The following is a 19,134-nucleotide window of genomic DNA, read 5'->3' as shown; positions in this document are numbered from 1 at the left end:
ATATTTTCTATTCTTTGCGTTTACTGCATTTTGATATATTCTAAAAATTTTGAAAAATAAAAAAATCTTTCCGAAATAGTTTCAGAAAGATTTTTTATGAAATACTTTTTATAAACCTATATTAAGCTTTATTTAATTAAGATAGGCTTAAATTGTTTTGCGGATAAATATCTTCTGACATTATATCAAAAAACATCTATGTTCCATTTAGATATGGTATCCACAATACATCCATTTTTATCTGCCAAAATATTCATTTACGCCGGATAAAATTGCGTCTGCCAGTAACTCTTGATATTCCTGTGACATATTTTTCTGTACTTCTGCTTTATTTGACATAAAGCCTAATTCTACCAATATAGCCGGTGATGTTGTCTTTTTTATAACAACAAACGGCATGGATTTAATATTTCTATTAACCGCTTTAGATGATAATATTAGATGTTTTTGAATTATTTGCGCCAACTGTTTGCTGTCTGATGATATGTGATAAAAACTCTCTATACCGCTTGCTGACGAATTACTATCTGCTGAATTGTGATGCATTGATATAAATATATCCGGATCTTTACTGTTTGAAAAGCTCGCTATGTCATTTAGCGGTACAAATGTATCGTCCTCTCTTGTCATAAAAACTTCATAACCGGCGTCTACAAGTTTTTGTTTCAATCTGCGTGCAACTTGAATATTAAGTGTCTTCTCATTTATATTAAACTCTTTGTTTATAGCACCTGCATCTTTGCCTCCATGACCGGGATCTAAAACTATTCGTGGAGTTTGCCTGTCTTGTTTTTTAAGTTTTATTATAGTTGAAGTAGCTGAAATTTTATTTATATCCGCTGTAACTCTATCGCCTAATGCAACTTTAATGACATAGTTATTGCCTTCTTCTGAAACTGTCATATTCTTTACCAATCTGTTGGATATGTTAAAATCACCTGTGTTCAGTTTTATTTTGTATTTTGCTATATTAAATTCAAGCATATTGCTGTCAGATGACAAATTTTGAATAGTTTCTTCTTTTGATGTTGTTACACTTATACTTCCTGTTTTTCGGTCAAATTCATACTTAAATTCTTCGCCTTGTTTAATCACAGTCACTTTTTCAACCTTCAATGCACTCTTGTCTTTTAATATTTTAATTTCATTATTATTTACATCTTCATTTAAAACCACTGAAAATCTTGTATAATTGCTATTTGAATCATATGAAGCAGTGGATGATAAAAATATTTTGCCGTCTAATTTTCTTTCTCCGCTTTCATAGGCATTTAATTTAGCATTTTTTACATCTATAATAAGTCTTTTCGGTTCAGTAAGATAAAAATAGTTTACATCCAATTCGCCATCATTTTGTACAACTTTTAAAACTTCGCCATTCAAAGCAGAAAAATCCAAACCCACTTCATATCTTGCATCAGCTTTATTGCTGTCATCAGATACACTTGGAACTTCCGGAACTGTCGGTTTAGTCGGAGCTGTCGGTTTTTCAGGAGTTATAAATCTATCGACATCTTTTGGGACAGACAAATCTTCGTTGGAATTATTCACTATATTTTTTTCTTGAGATAATTGAGTTTTCTCGTCGAATAAAAGTTCCTCCAAACCATTTGAATTTAAAGAAATTTTATTTTGTTTTGCGTCATAATCTATAGAGAGTCCCATATTTTCTACTACAAACCTTATCGGCACATAAGTGCTGTTATTTATTATCATAGGTGCAACAGAATCTGTAACTGTCACATTTTTATTATCTATTTTGGCATTCACATTTCCTATGAATAATTCTATCTTCTTGTTTGAATTTTCTATAGTTACTTTTTGCACCGCTTCAAGCCATGTAACGTGATAACCCAATTTCTCGGATAATGCTCTTACGGGCACAAGAGTTCTTGAATTAATAGTAACAGGATCTACTCCTACAGTCGATTTATTTATGTATTGACCGTCTATAACAAGCTCAGCTATAGGAAGTTTTACAATCTTACCGTTTACCGTAAAATTATCATAGTCTATAGGCAACTTGGCATAGCTTGAAGTTAAAGCAATAAAATTCAAAAATAAAAAACACATCAAAAAAAACACATTATTTTTTATCTTCATACTATATACAAAATTACATCTATATGTAATTATCTCCTTTCCCGGAATAAACACTTCATATACACAATCCACATCAAATTTATAAAAATTAAAAACAATTTATATCAAAGTTAAAGCTTTAAAAATTTTAAAACAATATACATTATATTGCAACATATGTAACTATCTTTTAATTTTATTACAATATAAATTTAATAATATTCAGCTTTTACATTATACTATTAAAAATTTAAAAATCAATATAATTTGAAATAATTATGAAACTTATTTATATCTGTTTATATACAAAAAATTCAATAATTATATTTGTGATACTAACCCCTATTAAATTAAGATACGTTAAAATTATTTTTACAATTAATTCACAATACAATTTAAAATTTATATAAAATCCCTCCAATATATTTTATAAAATAAAAACCGCATAAACCTTATTATTTTAGGTATATAGACTAATCTTTATTCAATAGTTTTTATAAAAATATAAATTATTTTTGTAAAAACTATTGCCTATAATGTGAAATTTTGGTAAAATACTTCTCAGTTTAATTCTAAACACCAAAAATATAAAGATATATACCACAATGATTTCTCTAAATAATTATTTTCGCAATATTTAATTATATGTCTTTAATTTATAAACACATAGTCTATTTATAGGCATTAAGTCTAATATTTTTTTGATGTTTAATTTTTATTATATATTTTAATCTGAAAGGATAATTTAATTTATGAAAAGAATACAAGCTAAAAAGATGCTTTCAATAGCTTTAGCTATGTCACTTACCATACCGGCTATACCTTCACACGCAATATCAACAGATACCAAGGGACACTGGGCTGAAAAAACTATAACTTCTTGGCAAGAAAAAGGTCTTATCGCAGGATATCAGGACGGAACATTCAAGCCGAACAAACAAGTAACAAGAGCAGAGTTTATACACATACTTAACACTTCTTTGAAGCTTACTAAACAAGGTGAAGTGAAATTCAGTGACGTAAAAGAAACGGATTGGTTCTACAAAGATGTTCAAATAGCTGTAGGAAACGGATATGCAAACGGAACTCCAGACAATATGTTTATGCCTAACACCACACTTACAAGAGCGGAGGCGGCAGTATTTATAGCAAACATACTGAATGAAAAGTCAGACAAACAACTGATGTTCAGTGACATAAATACAATACCAGCTTGGGCGAAAAGTTCAGTATCATTAATGATAGAAAAAGGATATATGTCAGGTTACCCGGACAATACATTTGCGGCAAACAACAAACTTACAAGAGCGGAAGCCGTTACTATATTGGATAAAGTTCTTACTCAAAAAGAACAAAACGAAATGAAACAAGACACAAAAAAAGATGATGAAAAGAAAGAAGAAGTTAAAAAAACTGAACAAAAGAAAACAACATCATCAGGCGGCGGTGGAGGAGGCGGTGGCGGTACGTCAAGCACACCTTCAATTCAAAAAGCACGTGGAGCAAAAACGGTAAAAAATGCGCAAGAATTGGTGCAAGCATTAAAAGACGGTTATAACGACATAACTGTAGACGGAAAAATAGAAAAAGATGTAGATTTAAACTATGCTCCTAAAGAAGAACTTAAAATAACTATAAATAATACACAAGACGGGCTTGATAATATCAATCTTACAGCACCTAATACAACAAGTATAAAACTAAATGATGACGGTATCGGCACAAGCGGAACAGTTCTTAACACACTCACAATAGATGCACCTAATGCACATGTTGAATCACAATTTCAGGCAGAAAATGTAAATATACTAAGAGTTGCATCAAGCACATTCAAAGCATTGGACTTTGTAGGCAATATAAACGTACAAAGCAGTGCAAAAATAGAAGTGCCTACAAACTCACAAAATCAATCACCTACAGTTACTATAGCAACAGATAAAGAAGTAAAGCTAAAAGGCGAATATAAAACAGTAAAAACAACTAAACAAACTTCTAATATAAAGATGGAAGATTCACAAACAACAATAGACGAATTTACACCGGATATAAACTCAACATCAAATACCATATCAGGACAAGGAACAATAAAAACAATAAAAACACAATCAGCATTAAATATAAAAGATATAAAAGTTGAAAACATAGAAGTACCTTCACAAACTAATAAAAAAGTATCAATCAATGTACAGGGAACTGCTGTAGTAGATAAGATAGAAAACAAATCAGATACACCTATAGGATTAAATGTAAACTCAACCGCACAAGTAAAAGAAAAAGTCGGAAAAATAGAAAAAATGAAGATAGATATAAACAGTGTATCAATAACAGGAAATACAAAAGTAGACGAAATCCTAACAGCAGAAGTTACACCTGCCGGAGCAGATGTAGAATACAAATGGCAAGTATCGGATAATCAAAATGCAGGATATCAAGATATAGCAGGACAAACAGATAAAACATATAAAGTAACAGCAGATAAGCAAGAAAAATATATAAGAGTGGTAGTAAAAGGAATAAACAACTATACAGGAGAAAAAGAAAGCCAAGGATATAAAATAGAAAAAATGACTCAACCTCCTTCACAACAAAAAAATATAGACAGCGTAACAATATCAGGAGTTGCAAAAGTAAATTCTGAGCTTACGGCAGATATATCTCCGCTTGATGCAAGAGCGGATTATAAGTGGCAAATAGCAGATAAACAAAATGCGAATGACAGCGAGTATACAGATATAGCTAATGCAACAGGTTACAGTTACACCGTAAAAAAAGACCAAGCCGGTAAATTCATAAGAGTTGTGGCAACAGGAAAAGACGGCTACACAGGAAGTGCAAAAAGCACTCCTATAGAAATAGAAAAAATTACTGTAACAGAAGTAGAGATAGACGGAAATGAAACAGTGGGAGAAGCACTTAAAGCAAAAGTAAAACCACAGAGCGCAACAGTAACATATCAATGGCAGATAGCAACTGAACGAAACGGAAATTACACAGATATACCAAATGCTACACAAAGTGTATACACACTTACAGAAAGCGATGCAGACAAATATATAAGAGTAGTAGTAAACGGAACAGGTAATTACCAAGGACAAAAAGAAAGTACACCTACACAAAAAATAAACAAGTTGGATATGTATCTGAAAACTACAATCAAACCGGCAAGCCAAATATTCCATACCAATATATCTGTTACAACTTCCAATACATTGGAAGCACAAGTCAATTTTAAATATTCAATTACAGATAATATGCAAAATATCCCTAAAGGAGGAAGTGTATCATCAGGAGTAAATTTAATTGATTTAACAACAGCCGATATGCTTAAACCTGCAGGACAAGATATTGATATAACTGAAGAGCGTTGCAAAGATATAGTTGATAAATTTGAACAAAAGCCTTACTACCTTACAGTGTACGAATTTGACAATTCAACAGGCAAATTAGCAGCATATTCAAGCACAAGATTGACAAATGTCAATGTAAACATTCCTAAAAGAAAAGAGTGGACATTAACGGCAGGATCATATTCCATAGATAAATTCACAATAATAGCCGACAGAGTGATAACAGTAGGTGCCTTTGAAAATAAAATTAAGATTATTTCAGAAAATCAAGACGTAACAAACAGCTTCGACATATCAGTAAAAAATAGCGGTCAAGACGTTGATAAAAACAGCCATTTAGATGACGGTTTTTATATTTCAGTTGAGCCTAAAGCTGCATTTTCACACATATATAAAAAAAGTGTTGAATACCATATAACAATAAAAGAAAATATTGATTCCGTAAGTTTTAGCAAGACAGGTGTTGCACCGCAGGTAGGTGATAAATTAACCGCTAAAATTCTTGTAGAATTTTTACCTGACGGAAAGAAATCACTTGAAGATATAAGCGCAGACTATAAGTATGACAATGTAACATATAGATGGTACAGAGTAGACAATGATGGAAATGAGCAAGAAATAGCAGGCGAAAATCAGAGAACTTATATTGTCAAAGAAGAAGATAAAGGAAAATCTCTGAGCGTAAAAGTAAAAGGTGACGGAAAATATGTTGCAACTCGTGAGGTTAAATCCGGCGGAACATTAAAAGTAATAGATAAAAAATTCGATATATCACAAGATGGTGAAGCATATAAAAAAGATACTACAAAATTAAAGATAAAAGTATTAGATAATACATCACTAACTGATAGCGATATAAAAATAGAAGGTTGGTTTGGAAATCATCCTTGGAAAGATATTAAAAAAGAATTCAAAATTATATCAGCTCCTAATAAAGAGTATGAAGTAGAACTGAAGGATATAGATAAATTGGATGGAAATCAAATAAAACTAACAATAAAAAATTCAAATTACCAAGAAGAAGTCATAGCTGTACACAGAAAACTAAACATAGGCGAGATTAAAAACGGCGGTATATTTGGAAAAATGGTAGGAAACGAGATACAAGATGTCCCACAAGGCGCAGTATTAAAAGATTTTTCAGCAGCACTAACTATTCATTCCCCGCTTCGTAAAATGCTTACTACACCATATGTTACCGTATACGGTAAAGACGGAAGATTAATCGAAAATCCTCATAAACGCTTAGAAAATGGTATGAAAATAAGAATAAGAGGAAATTTATATGAGCAAAACACTTATTCTGAATACACAATAAAATTAAAGAATTAAACAGTTTTCAATCTATCCTTAAAAAATAAACAAAAAATAGAACTCCTGATAAATTATCAAGAGTTCTATTTTTTATAATCATAATTTTACGCTGTTATCTAATACTAAAACCAGATTTAAAAAGCCATTTAAAATCTAAAACAATTAGAACAATTGCTAAGATTAAAAAACAAATCATATATAAAAAATACGTGGCATTTTAAATAGATAATAGCATAATACTAATCTTCAATAGTATTATATATGATTTATATGAAAGTCCACAAATATTGTCATAGTTTATAAAACTTACACAATACTATTTTCTCTTTCTCTATTGAATTTTTGTATTACTAAATTACACTTTTAGTTTATCATATGTTAATTTCTTAGCTATAAATATTAATATAAGCAGTGATATCAACGCTGTTCCAAGTGCAACTATAACATTGTTGAAATATCCGCCTATTATAAATCCTATAAATGACGCAATAGCCGTAACAAACGCATAAGGCAACTGTGATGAAACGTGGTCTATATGATTACAGTTTGCACCTGCCGAAGACAATATGGTAGTGTCTGATATAGGCGAGCAGTGATCTCCGAATACTGAACCTGAAAATATTGATGCAAGTATGATTGATATATGACTCATAGCATCCATATTTACTATTATAGGAACTATTATAGGTATAAGTATACCGAATGTTCCCCACGCCGTTCCTGTTGAAAATGCCAAAAATGCCGCAACTACAAATATTATGGCAGGGAATATCCATATAGGAATATTGTTGCTTGCAAGATGATGTGCCACAAATCCGCCTGTGTTAAGATATTCTTCTTTTGTTATTCCACCTATTGTCCAAGCAAGAGTAAGGATTATCATCGCACCTACCATTGATTTAACGCCTTCAGTTATACACTCCATAAACTCTCTGAAAGCCAAGAGTTTTCTCGGAATATACATCAAAAATGCGACAACCAAAGCAATAGTAGAACCAAGTACAAGTGATATATTTACAGAGGCATTTCCGAAAGCATCTTTTAATGTAGGATTTGAACCGTCAAAATATCCGCCCGTTCTAAGCATAAAGAATATTGTAACAACTATAAGTACAGCAACCGGTAATATCAAATCTATTACTTTTCCTTTTTCACTATGTTTAAGCTCACCATCATCTATCATAACATCATTTGCAGATGTATCATCCATTTCAAGAGATGCCATAGGTCCTATATCAAAACCTACCAATGCAAAGAAAAATACAGAAAATATTGTAAGCAGTGCATAAAGATTAAACGGTATGGTAGATATAAACACTCCCATAGGGTTGTCCACATTGGCACTTCCTATATTGGATACAACTGATGCCGCCCAGCTTGATACCGGAGCTATTATACATACAGGCGCTGCAGTAGAGTCTATTATATATGCCAACTTTGCACGAGATACCTTATTTTTGTCAGTTATAGGACGCATTACCGCTCCTACTGTAAGGCAGTTGAAATAATCGTCTATAAATATAAGTATTCCAAGTATACCGGCAGATACTTTCGCCATAGATTTGCTTTTGATTTTTTCACCAGCCCATTTACCATAGGCAAAAGAGCCTCCTGCCCTGTTCATAACAGTAACTAATGCTCCAAGTAAACTCAAAAACAAAATCATCAAGCCATTCTCACCAAGTTTGTTTCCCATAAGCTCAAATATCGTCTGAAAAGTGTTAAGTATATCTCCACCGGTAAATATAAGTCCACCCGCAAATATACCGAGCATAAGTGATGATATAACTTCTTTTGTTATAAGAGCAAGTATTATGGCAACAAGAGGAGGTACTATTGATAAAACTCCAAATTCCATAAAAATCATCCCTTCTTAAAAATAAAATTAATACTACCTTTTAAAAAAAAATAATTGTCCTATTATACATAAAATATATTTATGTGTCAAGTAAAATATATGTGAATTCAGCTATAGTGCTCATAAAAATCTATAATTCTTTGATTTTTTCAATAAATAATTGTTGATATATTACTAAAATACTGTTTATATTTTATCTGTTTTATATTATAATAGAGTTTACGTCATACAATATTTTTAATAAAAGTGTTTTTAATTTTTAAAAATTATAATATAAATTAAAACCATATTAAAATATATGCTATAATATTTTTTCATGGTTTTAATATTTCGACAAAAACAGGAGGATATATGTCTATTCTAATCACAGGAGGAGCCGGATATATCGGTTCTCATGTACAAAAACTATTACTTAAACAATCTGAGGACGTAATTATTGTCGACAGCCTTATAACCGGGCATAAAGAGGCAGTATTATCCGATAAATTTTATCAAGGTGACATTCGTGACAGGGCATTTATGAACAAAGTATTTAAAGAAAATAAAATAGATGCTGTAATACATTTCGCCGCTTCATCGCTTGTCGGTGAGAGTATGCAAGATCCTTTCAAATACTACGACAACAATTTATATGGTACAGCTTGTCTGCTTGAAGAAATGCGTCTAAACGGGGTAAATAAAATAGTATTTTCATCTACAGCCGCTACATACGGCGAGCCTAAAAACATTCCTATAACAGAAGATGATGAAACTAATCCTACAAACACCTATGGACAAACCAAACTTTCTATGGAAAAAATGATGAAGTGGTTTGACAAAGCATATGGTATAAAATATATTGCACTTAGATATTTCAACGCAGCCGGTGCAGATACTGAAGGAGTTCTTGGAGAAGCACATATGACAGAAACTCATCTGATTCCTCTAATACTTCAAGTTCCTCTTGGAAAAAGAGAATATATAAGTGTATTCGGGAATGATTATGATACGATTGACGGCACTTGTATAAGAGATTATATACACGTAGAAGACCTTGCCTCAGCACATTATCTTGCTGTAAAATCACTATTAAACGGAGATGAAAGCACAGTATATAACCTCGGTAACGGACTTGGATACTCAGTCTCACAGGTAATAGACGCTGCAAAAAAAGTAACAGGTTATGATATAAAAGTAAAATTTGAGGGTAGAAGAGCCGGCGATCCTGCCAAACTTGTAGCCTCTTCTGAAAAAATATCAAAGCAATTAGGTTGGGCTCCAAAATATCCACAGATAGAAAAAATTATCCAAGACGCTTGGAACTTTCACCAAAAACATCCAAACGGATTTTAGACAATATTTTTATCAAAATTCATACTAAAAATTAATAGACTAATAGAAAAATAGTATTGTGCAAGTTTTATAATCTATGACAATACTTATGAACATTCATATAAGTTATCTATTATGCTATTATATATTGGTATTCATGATTAAAAAACGCAAATATTTTTTATTTCACATATTATACATCTGAAATTAAGACTATTAAAGATACAAATAGCTAAATATTTATAGCTTTTTATAAATACAAAAATAAATATACATTACAAAAATTTCTTAATAAGCAAGGAGAATTTATGGCAGAATTTCGTTACAACCCATTACTTGACGATTGGACAATAGTTGCCGGCAACAGACAAAGCAGACCGGATATGCCCAAAGATTACTGTGCATTTTGTATAGGTTCAGGAAAAGTACCGGATAACTACGATGTCCTTATGTATGAAAATGACTGGCCGAGTATGAAACCTATACCTGATGAACCTGATGATATATCCACAGATTTTTACAAAACCGCTAAATCTTTCGGAAAGGCTGAAGTAATATTATACTCGCCTAATCATAATGATTCTATCTATGATTTAAGCGATGAACACGTTCTTAAAATTGTTAACTTATGGCAGGAAAGATTTACCGCCATGAAAAAAGACGAACATATAAAACATGTGCTTATATTTGAAAACAGAGGTAAAGAAGTAGGTACTACACAACCTCATCCACACGGACAAATATACGGCTACGGTTTTGTACCTCTTAGAATAAAAGTGGAATTGGAAAATTCAAAAAAATATTATCAGCAAACAAATAAATCTCTTATTTTAAAAATAAGAGATGAAGAGTTAAAGGAAAACAAAAGAATAATAATGCAAAATGACTCTTTTGTAGCTTTCATACCATTTTATACAGATTACCCATACGGTGTTTATATAGTGCCAAAAGCTGATAATCTAAACACAATAGAAGATTTTTCAGATAAACAAAAATATGATTTCGCACTCATAATAAAACATATGCAAGGCACTTTTGATACACTTTTTAATAAAATATTTCCATATATGATGGGGATATATCAACCACCTTTTAACGATAAAAACTACACTGATGTGAATGACTACTATCACTTCCATGTAAAATTTTTCCCTCCTTTAAGAGGCGAAAACTCTATAAAATGGAATGCTTCATCAGAAACAGCCGCATGGGCGAAAACAAATCCGAGAATACCGGAAGAAACAGCAATAGAATTACAACAAGCATATGAAAAATATAAAAGGAGCTTATAAATGAGTATAACGCAGAATTTATTACAACAATTTAATGAGTTATTTCCTTCAAACGAGCAAAAAATACACAAGTTTTTTTCTCCAAGCCGTATAAACATAATAGGAGAACATATAGACTATAACGGAGGAAAGGTATTGCCATGTGCAATCAGCATAGGAACATACGGTATAGCAAGAAAAAATGACGATGAAAAATTCAACATTACAAGCTTAAACATAAAGCCTTCATACTCTCTTACAAAAGATGATTTTATTTCATACAAAACAGAAAATACTTGGGCAAACTATGTTATGGGCGTTGTAAAATATATAGAGCAAAAAGGATATAAAATAGGAGGTTTTGACCTTTTAATATACGGCAATATACCAAACGGCTCCGGACTTAGTTCATCAGCGAGCTTAGAATTACTCATAGGACAAATTATAAACACATTATATAATGACAATAACATACCTATTTTAGAGCTTATAAAAATAGGACAACTGGCAGAAAATGAATTTATAGGCATAAATTCAGGAATAATGGATCAATTCATAATAGGCATAGGGAAAAAAGATAATGCTGTTTTAATAAATACAGATACTTTAGAATATGAATATAATCCTTTTATATTAAAAGGTTATAAAATTGTGATACTTAACACAAACAAAAGGAGAGAACTCAAAGACTCAAAATATAACGAGAGAAGAGCCGAGTGTGACGAAGGGCTTTCAATTTTAAAGCAATTTGTCGATATAAACAACTTATGCGAATTACAAGAAAAAGATTTTTATTTAATTAACAGATTGATAGAGCTCCCAATAAGAAAGCGCGTTCAACACGTTGTAGAAGAAAACAAAAGAGTTATTCAAGCACAACAAGCACTGTCTTCAAACGATATAAAAACTCTTGGTAAACTATTGATAGAATCCGACAACTCTCTAAGAGAGTTATATGAAGTTACAGGACCATATCTTGATGCAATGACAAAATATGCAAACTCTGCAACAGGATGTGTAGGCGCAAGAATGACAGGCGCAGGATTTGGCGGTTGCTGTATAGCCATAGTAGAAGAAAATAAAATAGATGAATTCATAAAAGAAGTTTCTGCAAAATATAAAGAGGAAACCGGATTAGACGGAGAATTTATAATAGCTGATGTAGATGACGGCGTAAGAGAAATATTTTAATATAACGTAAAAACAGGAGAAGAAATGAATATCGAGAAAAAACTTTTCGGCAAGACCTCATCTAATCAAGATATATATGAGTATATACTGTCTAATCAAAATATCAGCGCCCATATAATACAATATGGCGCTATAATCAAAAATCTTATATATAAAGGCAAAGACATAGTGCTCGGATATGATAAGCTATCAGATTATGAAGATAATCCCAATTACTTCGGAGCAACTATAGGAAGATGTGCCAACAGAATAGAAAAAGGACTTTTTACGATTAACAATACCATCTATAAATTAGAACAAAACAATGGCGAAAATCATCTTCACGGCGGTTCAAACGGATTGCACAAACAAATATGGGAAGTAATTTCTGAGCAGACACATACTTCATATGCAAAACTTGTAATCAAACTCGTACAAAAAGAAGAGTATGACGGATATCCCGGAAATCTTACCATATTTGCAACTTTTTTGCTTACACAAGACAGTTTAATTATAAATTACACATATAAATCAGATATGGACTCTATAGCAAACCTGACAGCGCATCCATATTTCAATTTAAGTGGCAAAAAAGATATACTCTCTCATAAAATTATACTTAACTCCAAATTATATACAAATTCTGACTGCTATATACCAAGCGGAGAAATTTTAAGCGTAGAAAAAACACCGTTTGACTTCACAGATATTGTACAAATAGGCGAAAATTTAGATAAATATTCAAAACAATTAAGTTTTACAAGAGGATATGACCACAACTTTGTATTGGACAAAAAATCTGAATATATTGAATTTGAAGCTTTAAAAATATCTGTTTCAAATAAAACGGATATAGAGGAAATATCGGATGTAAATTTCATATTAAACGGAATAATAGCAAACGAATCAAATTCACTGAACCTTTTAATATATTCCGATGCACCTTGTTTTCAATTATACACAGGTAATTTTATAGATAATATAAAAGGAAAATATAATAATGTTTATAATAAGTATGCAGGAGTATGTATAGAGCCTCAATTTGCTCCTAATGCAATAAATACGCCAAATTTTGAATCCACAAAAATATTTTCAAACCATGATTATTCAAGGAATATTTGCTATAAAATAACAGAAAACTTGACAAAGCTGTAAAAATGGATTACCTTATTAGTACTCAATATATTTAAGTAGCTACTAATTGTTTATTTTTTAATCAAAACATCATGGTAACAAATTGAACACTAATAAGAATTACTAAAGCAAATAATATAATTATATATATTTTACTAAGCTATAAAAAATCCAACATCAGTTTATTGAGGATATAATACTATTACCTGATTAAATAAGTTTTAGTATAAATAAAAGAAAGGATAATGTCTACATTGTACATTGGTGTTATGCCATGAAAAATACAGAATTTAATAAATCTTGGGAAACCGTCACTAACGAAAAATCCATATGGGAATATATGTATATAAAAGATCACTCTTTATATTTTGAAAAAGATGATAATACTATAAAACTGACAAGTTATAAAACAAAAGACTTACCGAAAAGAACTTCAAAATTAACTATTGCAGGTAATATCTTGGTAAATTTGAGTACACTTGGAAATATTATGTCAAGATGCCCGGGAACTGAAGAAGTAACTTTATATTCTCTACTAAGCACTCCGCAAAGCAGTTTTTTCGGTACATCTTTTGACGCAAAATTACTTAAAATAGTCGCTCCTCCTATAACTTGGCGACGTGTGGCGGTTGAATCTACAATAAGATATACACTTAAAAAATATATTTCAGATTATAAAGAGCCGTTTGTTTTTATGGATATAGGTAGCGGTTGTGGATTTGACGGCTTGGAAATAAACAGAATAGCAGATCGTATGCAAGAGCTTTGCAAAGAACAATATATTCCTACAGACAACGAGATAATAAATATAGATATAAGTTCAAAATGGCTTCATAATAATGAAATTCTTTGTGACTTATTATGCCAAAAAAATAACAATACAAAAAGATACAATATTTCCATATTTGATTATCTCGAACAAAAATTATATGAGCAGGATTGTAAAGGTAAAAAAAATCTTATTGTTTCGTGTAACGGATTTGCTGAATTTTTAGACGATGAAACATTGACAAAACTATATATAGGCATACGTGACATAGCCGGTAATTTCAGTGGAAAAGTCCATATAATATTACCTTTTTCCATAAAAGATGAACACCAGGAAAAAGTTGCAAAAAAAATAGGATTTGGATATAGAGCAAAACCGAGATTGCTTATGGAAAATCTTATAGGAAATATATTCCCACAATACTATCAGTCTTTTGAAGAAAAATACAGTCAAATAGTTATGACATTGGAAAGAAAAAGCGACTTTTAATACTAAACTCTATTGAATTTAAGATGTATTCAAATTGTTTTGCCAGCGGGATTGCTAAAGCTTTTATAAATATCTGCTTTGCAGGTATTTATAAAAAAGTGCCCCGAGCAAAATATATTTGAAAATTATATTAAAAAACATCTGCATTTCATTAGATAAAAGTATAAAAGTCGCTTTTTTAATCGTTTATTTTCCAAACACTTCTTTTGCATATCTTACTGATTCCATTGCATCTTTACAATATCTGTCCGCTCCTATTTTCATAGAATAATCTTTGGTAAGCACCGCTCCTCCTACCATTATTTGAGTTTTCGGCGTCTTTTCTTTTATAAGCTCTATTGTTTTTTGCATATTGTCCACAGTTGTGGTCATAAGTGCCGACAAACCTACCAGTTTTACATTTTCTTTTACAATAGTGTCCAATATAGTATCATAATCTACATCTTTTCCTAAATCATAAACATCATAACCGTAGTTTTCCAGCAAAACTTTAACTATATTTTTCCCTATATCATGAATATCTCCTTTGACTGTAGCAAGTATGATTTTATCTTTTTCTTTGCTTTTATCTTCCAAAGATATTAATTTTTCTTTTAATGCATCGAATGCTCTTGACGCAGCATCTGCACTCATCATAAGTTGAGGTAAAAATACAGTTCCTTTTTCAAACCCCAAACCTACTTCGTCAAGCGCCGGAATTAGTTCTTCATTTATTATATCAAGCGGTTGTTTATCACTTAACATATATTTTGCTATCATAAAGCTGTCTTCTTTAAGACCTTTTTTTATAGACTCACAAAGAGTCATTTGATTTTTTATTGGTGCTTGAGTTTCTTTTTTTGCCTGTGAATATTTTGCTATATAATTAAGTGAGTTTTCATCCAATCCCACAAGCACCATGTGTGCATCATAGGCTCTTATCATATCTTCAGCTAACGGATTTATTATTCCAAAATCCAATCCTGTTTTTAATGCCATAGAAAAAAATGTATGATTTATCAATTCTCTTTGTGGTAAACCAAACGAAATATTTGAAACACCGAGAGTAGTCTTTACTCCAAGATTTTTTTTGGTTAAATCAAGTGCTTTAAGCGTTTCATTTGCAGCATTTTTATCTGAGCTTATCGTCATACAAAGTGGATCCACTACTATGTCTTTTTTATCTATTCCATATTCTTTTGCTGTTTTTACTATTTTTTCTGCAATTTTGTATCTGCCTTCTGCATTTTCCGGTATACCGTTTTCATCTAATGTGAGTGCTACAACTACGGCTCCATATTTTTTGACAAGAGGAAATATTTTTTCCATGGATTCTTTTTTTCCGTTTACTGAATTTAACATGGCTTTTCCATTATATATTCTAAGACCTTGTTCTATTACATTTATTTTTGCAGAGTCTATTTGTAGTGGCAATGTGCTTATTTCCTGAACAGCTCTTATAGTTTTTATCATCATTTCTTCTTCGTCTATATCATTCATACCGACATTCAAATCGAGTATCTCAGCTTTATTCTCTTCTTGTATTACAGCTTCTTTTAATATATACGAAAAATCTTTATTCATAAGTGCTTGTTTCAATAATTTTTTTCCTGTAGGATTTATTCTTTCTCCTATTATTATAGGTCTATCACATACGACACATTTTGTATATGAACTTATCAAAGTATGATTTTTAAATGTCTGTTCGCATATTTTTTTATCTTTTGTATATTCATACAATTTCTTTATATGCTCAGGTGTTGTACCGCAACATCCCCCTACCAACATCACACCTTTTTCAACAAAATCACCGACAATTTTTCCAAAGCCGTCAGGCTCTAAATTAAATTTTATAACTCCGTTTACATTTTCAGGAATACCGGCATTCGGTTTAATAGCTATCGGAGTGGATGAATAAGAGATAAATTCTTCTACCAAATCGTCTATATTTCTTGGATCTAATCCACAATTAAGACCAAGCACATCTACTCTCAATCCCTCTAAAAGTGCAATCACACTTTTTACATCAGCGCCGTTTAACAATCTCTTGTCATCTGAAAATGCTACAGTTGCTATTATAGGCAAATCACATACTTCTTTTGCCGCAATTACAGCAGCTTTTAATTCGTATGTGTCCGACATGGTTTCTATTGCTATAAGGTCTGCACCTGCTTCTACTCCGGCTTCTATCATCTCTTTAAATAGATCCACTGCATCTTCAAACTCTAAATCTCCTATGGGCTTTAAGAGTTTGCCTAATGGACCTATGTCAAGAGCTACAAATTTTTCTCTGTCATTTTTTACATTTTCTCTTGCTATTTGTGCATTTTTTACAGCAGCTTTTATAATTTCCTTAAAATCATAACTACTACCTTCAAATTTCAGTCTGTTTGCACCGAATGTATTGGTGTATGTCACATTGGCACCGCTTTTATAATAGGCTTCATTTATATCTTGAATTAATTCAGGATTTGTGATATTTAATATTTCCGGCAACTCTCCTGCCTGCATGCCTTTTTGTTGCAAAACACTTCCCATAGCACCGTCTAATATTATCAATTCTTTTCGAAGTAGATCTCTAAATTTAATTTTAAACACCTCTTTTTATTTTTCTCTCATACTGCAATTTGTAAGCATACAATAACTACATTTGTTTTTGACGTTTTTATAATCTGTATCCGTTATTCCTATTATTGCCGTAACGCTTTTGGCAGGTGTAAGCATATAGCTCGATGTCGTGCTTAGACCTATTTTTTTTGTCGCATTTAATATATTTATAACATCTTTTTGGTGTACTATGTCAAGGTCTGAATATCCCGGAGAAAATCTCGGTTTAAAATATACTTTTTTGTCAATTTTAGACAGTATTTCTTTTTCTATCTCGTCTATATATTTTTCCAAGTATTCTGCCGCTATAGCTTGAACAAGTATCATAGATGTACCGTCTATAGTAGAGTATCTCCTAATCATAGAATCCACTTCATTACCAAGAGTTATCGCCAGCAGTATAATCTTGTCACAGCATTTCAGATTTTTTGCTAAAAATCTGCTCTTAAAAGTAATATCGGCAAATTTTACTTCATCTCCCAAAATGCTCACGTCAAATATTTCATAAGTGTATTTTACTCTCGCTTTTTGTTTAATTTCAGATATTAATATGTCTATTTTTTCTTCTATTTCAGGTATTATCTTGAATTTTTCTTTATATCCCGCATACCTTCTTATTTCGGATTTGTCAAGCAGTATATCCATATCTCCCTCGTAATACTTTTCTAATCAATATATTAATCTATAACTAAACGTTGTATTGGATTATTTTAACACAAGAGCTTTTATTTTTATACACTCATATTCATAAAATATTTATATATTTTATTGCATTTTGCTATTTTTCAAGTATATATGACAAGTTGTCGGATATGCGCTTTGCTATATCGGAGTCATTCATAGTATAAACATGTATATGATTTATTCCGTTTGATATAAGATCTATTATCTGATTGCAGGCATATATTATTCCGGCTTGTTTCATAGCAGGCACATCATCTTTAAATTTATCGGCTATTGATAAAAATTTAGGCGGTATCTGCGCTCCTGATAATTGCCTTATCCTTTTTAACTGAGTTACATTGGTTACAGGCATTATTCCTGGTATTATCGGTATATTCACATTTTTATTTCTCAATTTATACATAAAATTATAAAAAATATTGTTGTCAAAAAACATCTGAGTTGTCAAAAAATCCGCTCCCAAATCCTGTTTAAGTTTAAGATATTCCACATCTTCATCCTTGCTTTTGCTCTCCAGATGTCCCTCAGGGTAACAAGCTCCTCCTATGCAAAAATCATAGTCGTCTTTGATATAACTCATAAGCTCGGATGAATGTATCAAGTCTTTTTTATTTTTAAATAACTCTTCATCTATTATATCGCCTCTTAGAGCAAGTATGTTATCTATGTTGTTTTCTTTTAATTTTTGCAATTTTTCATCAATATCTTCTTTGCTTGAAAGTACGCAAGTAAGATGCGCTAAAGCACACACATTCAATTCATTTTCGATATAACTTGCTATTTTGACCGTATTTTCGCTCGTTCCACCGTTAGCACCGTATGTAACAGAACAAAATGCCGGTTTTAAATCAGCTATGTCTCTTACAGTATCCATTACCGCACCAAGCGCAACGTCACTTTTAGGAGGAAACACTTCAAAAGATAAATTTATCTTGTTTTTACTTAATATATCGCTTATTTTCATCACTATATCTCCATTTCTATTTTTGATTAAAACATTATAACATAAAATGTCATCTTGTATAGTAAAATAGCGTATTTTACGCTTTCGAATATCCTATAATCGATTATAAATTTTATCTATAATACTCTATAATATTGACCACATTCTTTTAATAT

The 19,134-nt window shown here is 31.2% G+C and carries 11 protein-coding genes; 6 read left to right on the top strand and 5 right to left on the bottom strand.

Going from position 1 to position 19,134, the window contains the following annotated elements; translation table 11 throughout:
- Window positions 1-237: 237 nt before the first annotated feature.
- Window positions 238-2,175, bottom strand: a complete 1,938-nt coding sequence (locus HMPREF9630_RS07995; protein WP_009527993.1) for an N-acetylmuramoyl-L-alanine amidase — start codon at window positions 2,173-2,175, stop codon at window positions 238-240.
- A 659-nt stretch (window positions 2,176-2,834) separates the two neighbouring features.
- Between HMPREF9630_RS07995 and HMPREF9630_RS07990 the strand changes: the two genes are divergently transcribed.
- On the top strand, window positions 2,835-6,761 hold the full coding sequence (locus tag HMPREF9630_RS07990; RefSeq protein WP_009527992.1) for an S-layer homology domain-containing protein: 3,927 nt from the start codon (window positions 2,835-2,837) through the stop codon (window positions 6,759-6,761).
- 337 nt (window positions 6,762-7,098) lie between these two features.
- Here the strand turns inward: HMPREF9630_RS07990 and HMPREF9630_RS07985 are convergent, their stop codons facing one another.
- Window positions 7,099-8,601 carry a Na+/H+ antiporter NhaC family protein gene (locus tag HMPREF9630_RS07985; protein ID WP_009527991.1) on the bottom strand — a complete coding sequence of 501 codons (1,503 nt, stop codon included), beginning with the start codon at window positions 8,599-8,601 and terminating at the stop codon, window positions 7,099-7,101.
- Between the two features lie 351 nt (window positions 8,602-8,952).
- Between HMPREF9630_RS07985 and galE the strand changes: the two genes are divergently transcribed.
- The 5 genes from galE to HMPREF9630_RS07960 all read left to right on the top strand — a co-directional run bounded on the left by galE (window position 8,953) and on the right by HMPREF9630_RS07960 (window position 14,745).
- A complete protein-coding gene (gene galE, locus HMPREF9630_RS07980; protein ID WP_009527990.1) occupies window positions 8,953-9,933 on the top strand; it encodes a UDP-glucose 4-epimerase GalE in 981 nt (326 codons plus the stop codon).
- 287 nt (window positions 9,934-10,220) lie between these two features.
- Window positions 10,221-11,204 carry a galactose-1-phosphate uridylyltransferase gene (gene galT, locus HMPREF9630_RS07975; protein WP_009527989.1) on the top strand — a complete coding sequence of 328 codons (984 nt, stop codon included), beginning with the start codon at window positions 10,221-10,223 and terminating at the stop codon, window positions 11,202-11,204.
- Window positions 11,205-12,374 (top strand): galactokinase, encoded by a 1,170-nt coding sequence (locus HMPREF9630_RS07970; protein WP_009527988.1) that lies wholly within the window; start codon window positions 11,205-11,207, stop codon window positions 12,372-12,374.
- Between the two features lie 24 nt (window positions 12,375-12,398).
- The gene (locus HMPREF9630_RS07965; RefSeq protein ID WP_009527987.1) at window positions 12,399-13,508 is read left to right on the top strand and encodes an aldose epimerase family protein; all 1,110 of its coding nucleotides are present in this window, start codon (window positions 12,399-12,401) and stop codon (window positions 13,506-13,508) included.
- Between the two features lie 253 nt (window positions 13,509-13,761).
- Entirely contained in the window at window positions 13,762-14,745 is a 984-nt protein-coding gene (locus HMPREF9630_RS07960; protein ID WP_009527986.1) for a hypothetical protein, read from the top strand.
- A 186-nt stretch (window positions 14,746-14,931) separates the two neighbouring features.
- Here the strand turns inward: HMPREF9630_RS07960 and HMPREF9630_RS07955 are convergent, their stop codons facing one another.
- The 3 genes from HMPREF9630_RS07955 to metF form a co-directional block, all read right to left on the bottom strand.
- The gene (locus HMPREF9630_RS07955) at window positions 14,932-17,322 is read right to left on the bottom strand and encodes a homocysteine S-methyltransferase family protein (protein ID WP_009527985.1); all 2,391 of its coding nucleotides are present in this window, start codon (window positions 17,320-17,322) and stop codon (window positions 14,932-14,934) included.
- Between the two features lie 6 nt (window positions 17,323-17,328).
- On the bottom strand, window positions 17,329-17,976 hold the full coding sequence (locus HMPREF9630_RS07950) for a vitamin B12 dependent-methionine synthase activation domain-containing protein (RefSeq protein WP_009527984.1): 648 nt from the start codon (window positions 17,974-17,976) through the stop codon (window positions 17,329-17,331).
- Window positions 17,977-18,109: 133 nt separating this feature from the next.
- Window positions 18,110-18,979, bottom strand: coding sequence for a methylenetetrahydrofolate reductase [NAD(P)H] (gene metF, locus HMPREF9630_RS07945; RefSeq protein WP_009527983.1), 870 nt, complete (start codon window positions 18,977-18,979; stop codon window positions 18,110-18,112).
- Between the last annotated feature and the right edge of the window lie 155 nt (window positions 18,980-19,134).

The sequence above is a fragment of the Peptoanaerobacter stomatis genome (genome assembly GCF_000238095.2).
In the GTDB taxonomy this organism is placed as follows: domain Bacteria; phylum Bacillota; class Clostridia; order Peptostreptococcales; family Filifactoraceae; genus Peptoanaerobacter; species Peptoanaerobacter stomatis_A.
The sequence above is the reverse complement of the archived record's forward strand: the minus strand, read 5'-3'. Positions and strand labels throughout refer to the sequence as shown.

Bases quoted from the DNA above. Each gene is read 5' to 3' on its own strand.
- HMPREF9630_RS07990 (WP_009527992.1), top strand. From the start codon at position 2,835: ATGAAAAGAATACAAGCTAAAAAGATGCTTTCAATAGCTTTAGCTATG.
- HMPREF9630_RS07985 (WP_009527991.1), bottom strand. From the start codon at position 8,601: ATGGAATTTGGAGTTTTATCAATAGTACCTCCTCTTGTTGCCATAATA.
- galE (WP_009527990.1), top strand. From the start codon at position 8,953: ATGTCTATTCTAATCACAGGAGGAGCCGGATATATCGGTTCTCATGTA.
- galT (WP_009527989.1), top strand. From the start codon at position 10,221: ATGGCAGAATTTCGTTACAACCCATTACTTGACGATTGGACAATAGTT.
- HMPREF9630_RS07970 (WP_009527988.1), top strand. From the start codon at position 11,205: ATGAGTATAACGCAGAATTTATTACAACAATTTAATGAGTTATTTCCT.
- HMPREF9630_RS07965 (WP_009527987.1), top strand. From the start codon at position 12,399: ATGAATATCGAGAAAAAACTTTTCGGCAAGACCTCATCTAATCAAGAT.
- HMPREF9630_RS07960 (WP_009527986.1), top strand. From the start codon at position 13,762: ATGAAAAATACAGAATTTAATAAATCTTGGGAAACCGTCACTAACGAA.
- HMPREF9630_RS07950 (WP_009527984.1), bottom strand. From the start codon at position 17,976: ATGGATATACTGCTTGACAAATCCGAAATAAGAAGGTATGCGGGATAT.
- metF (WP_009527983.1), bottom strand. From the start codon at position 18,979: ATGAAAATAAGCGATATATTAAGTAAAAACAAGATAAATTTATCTTTT.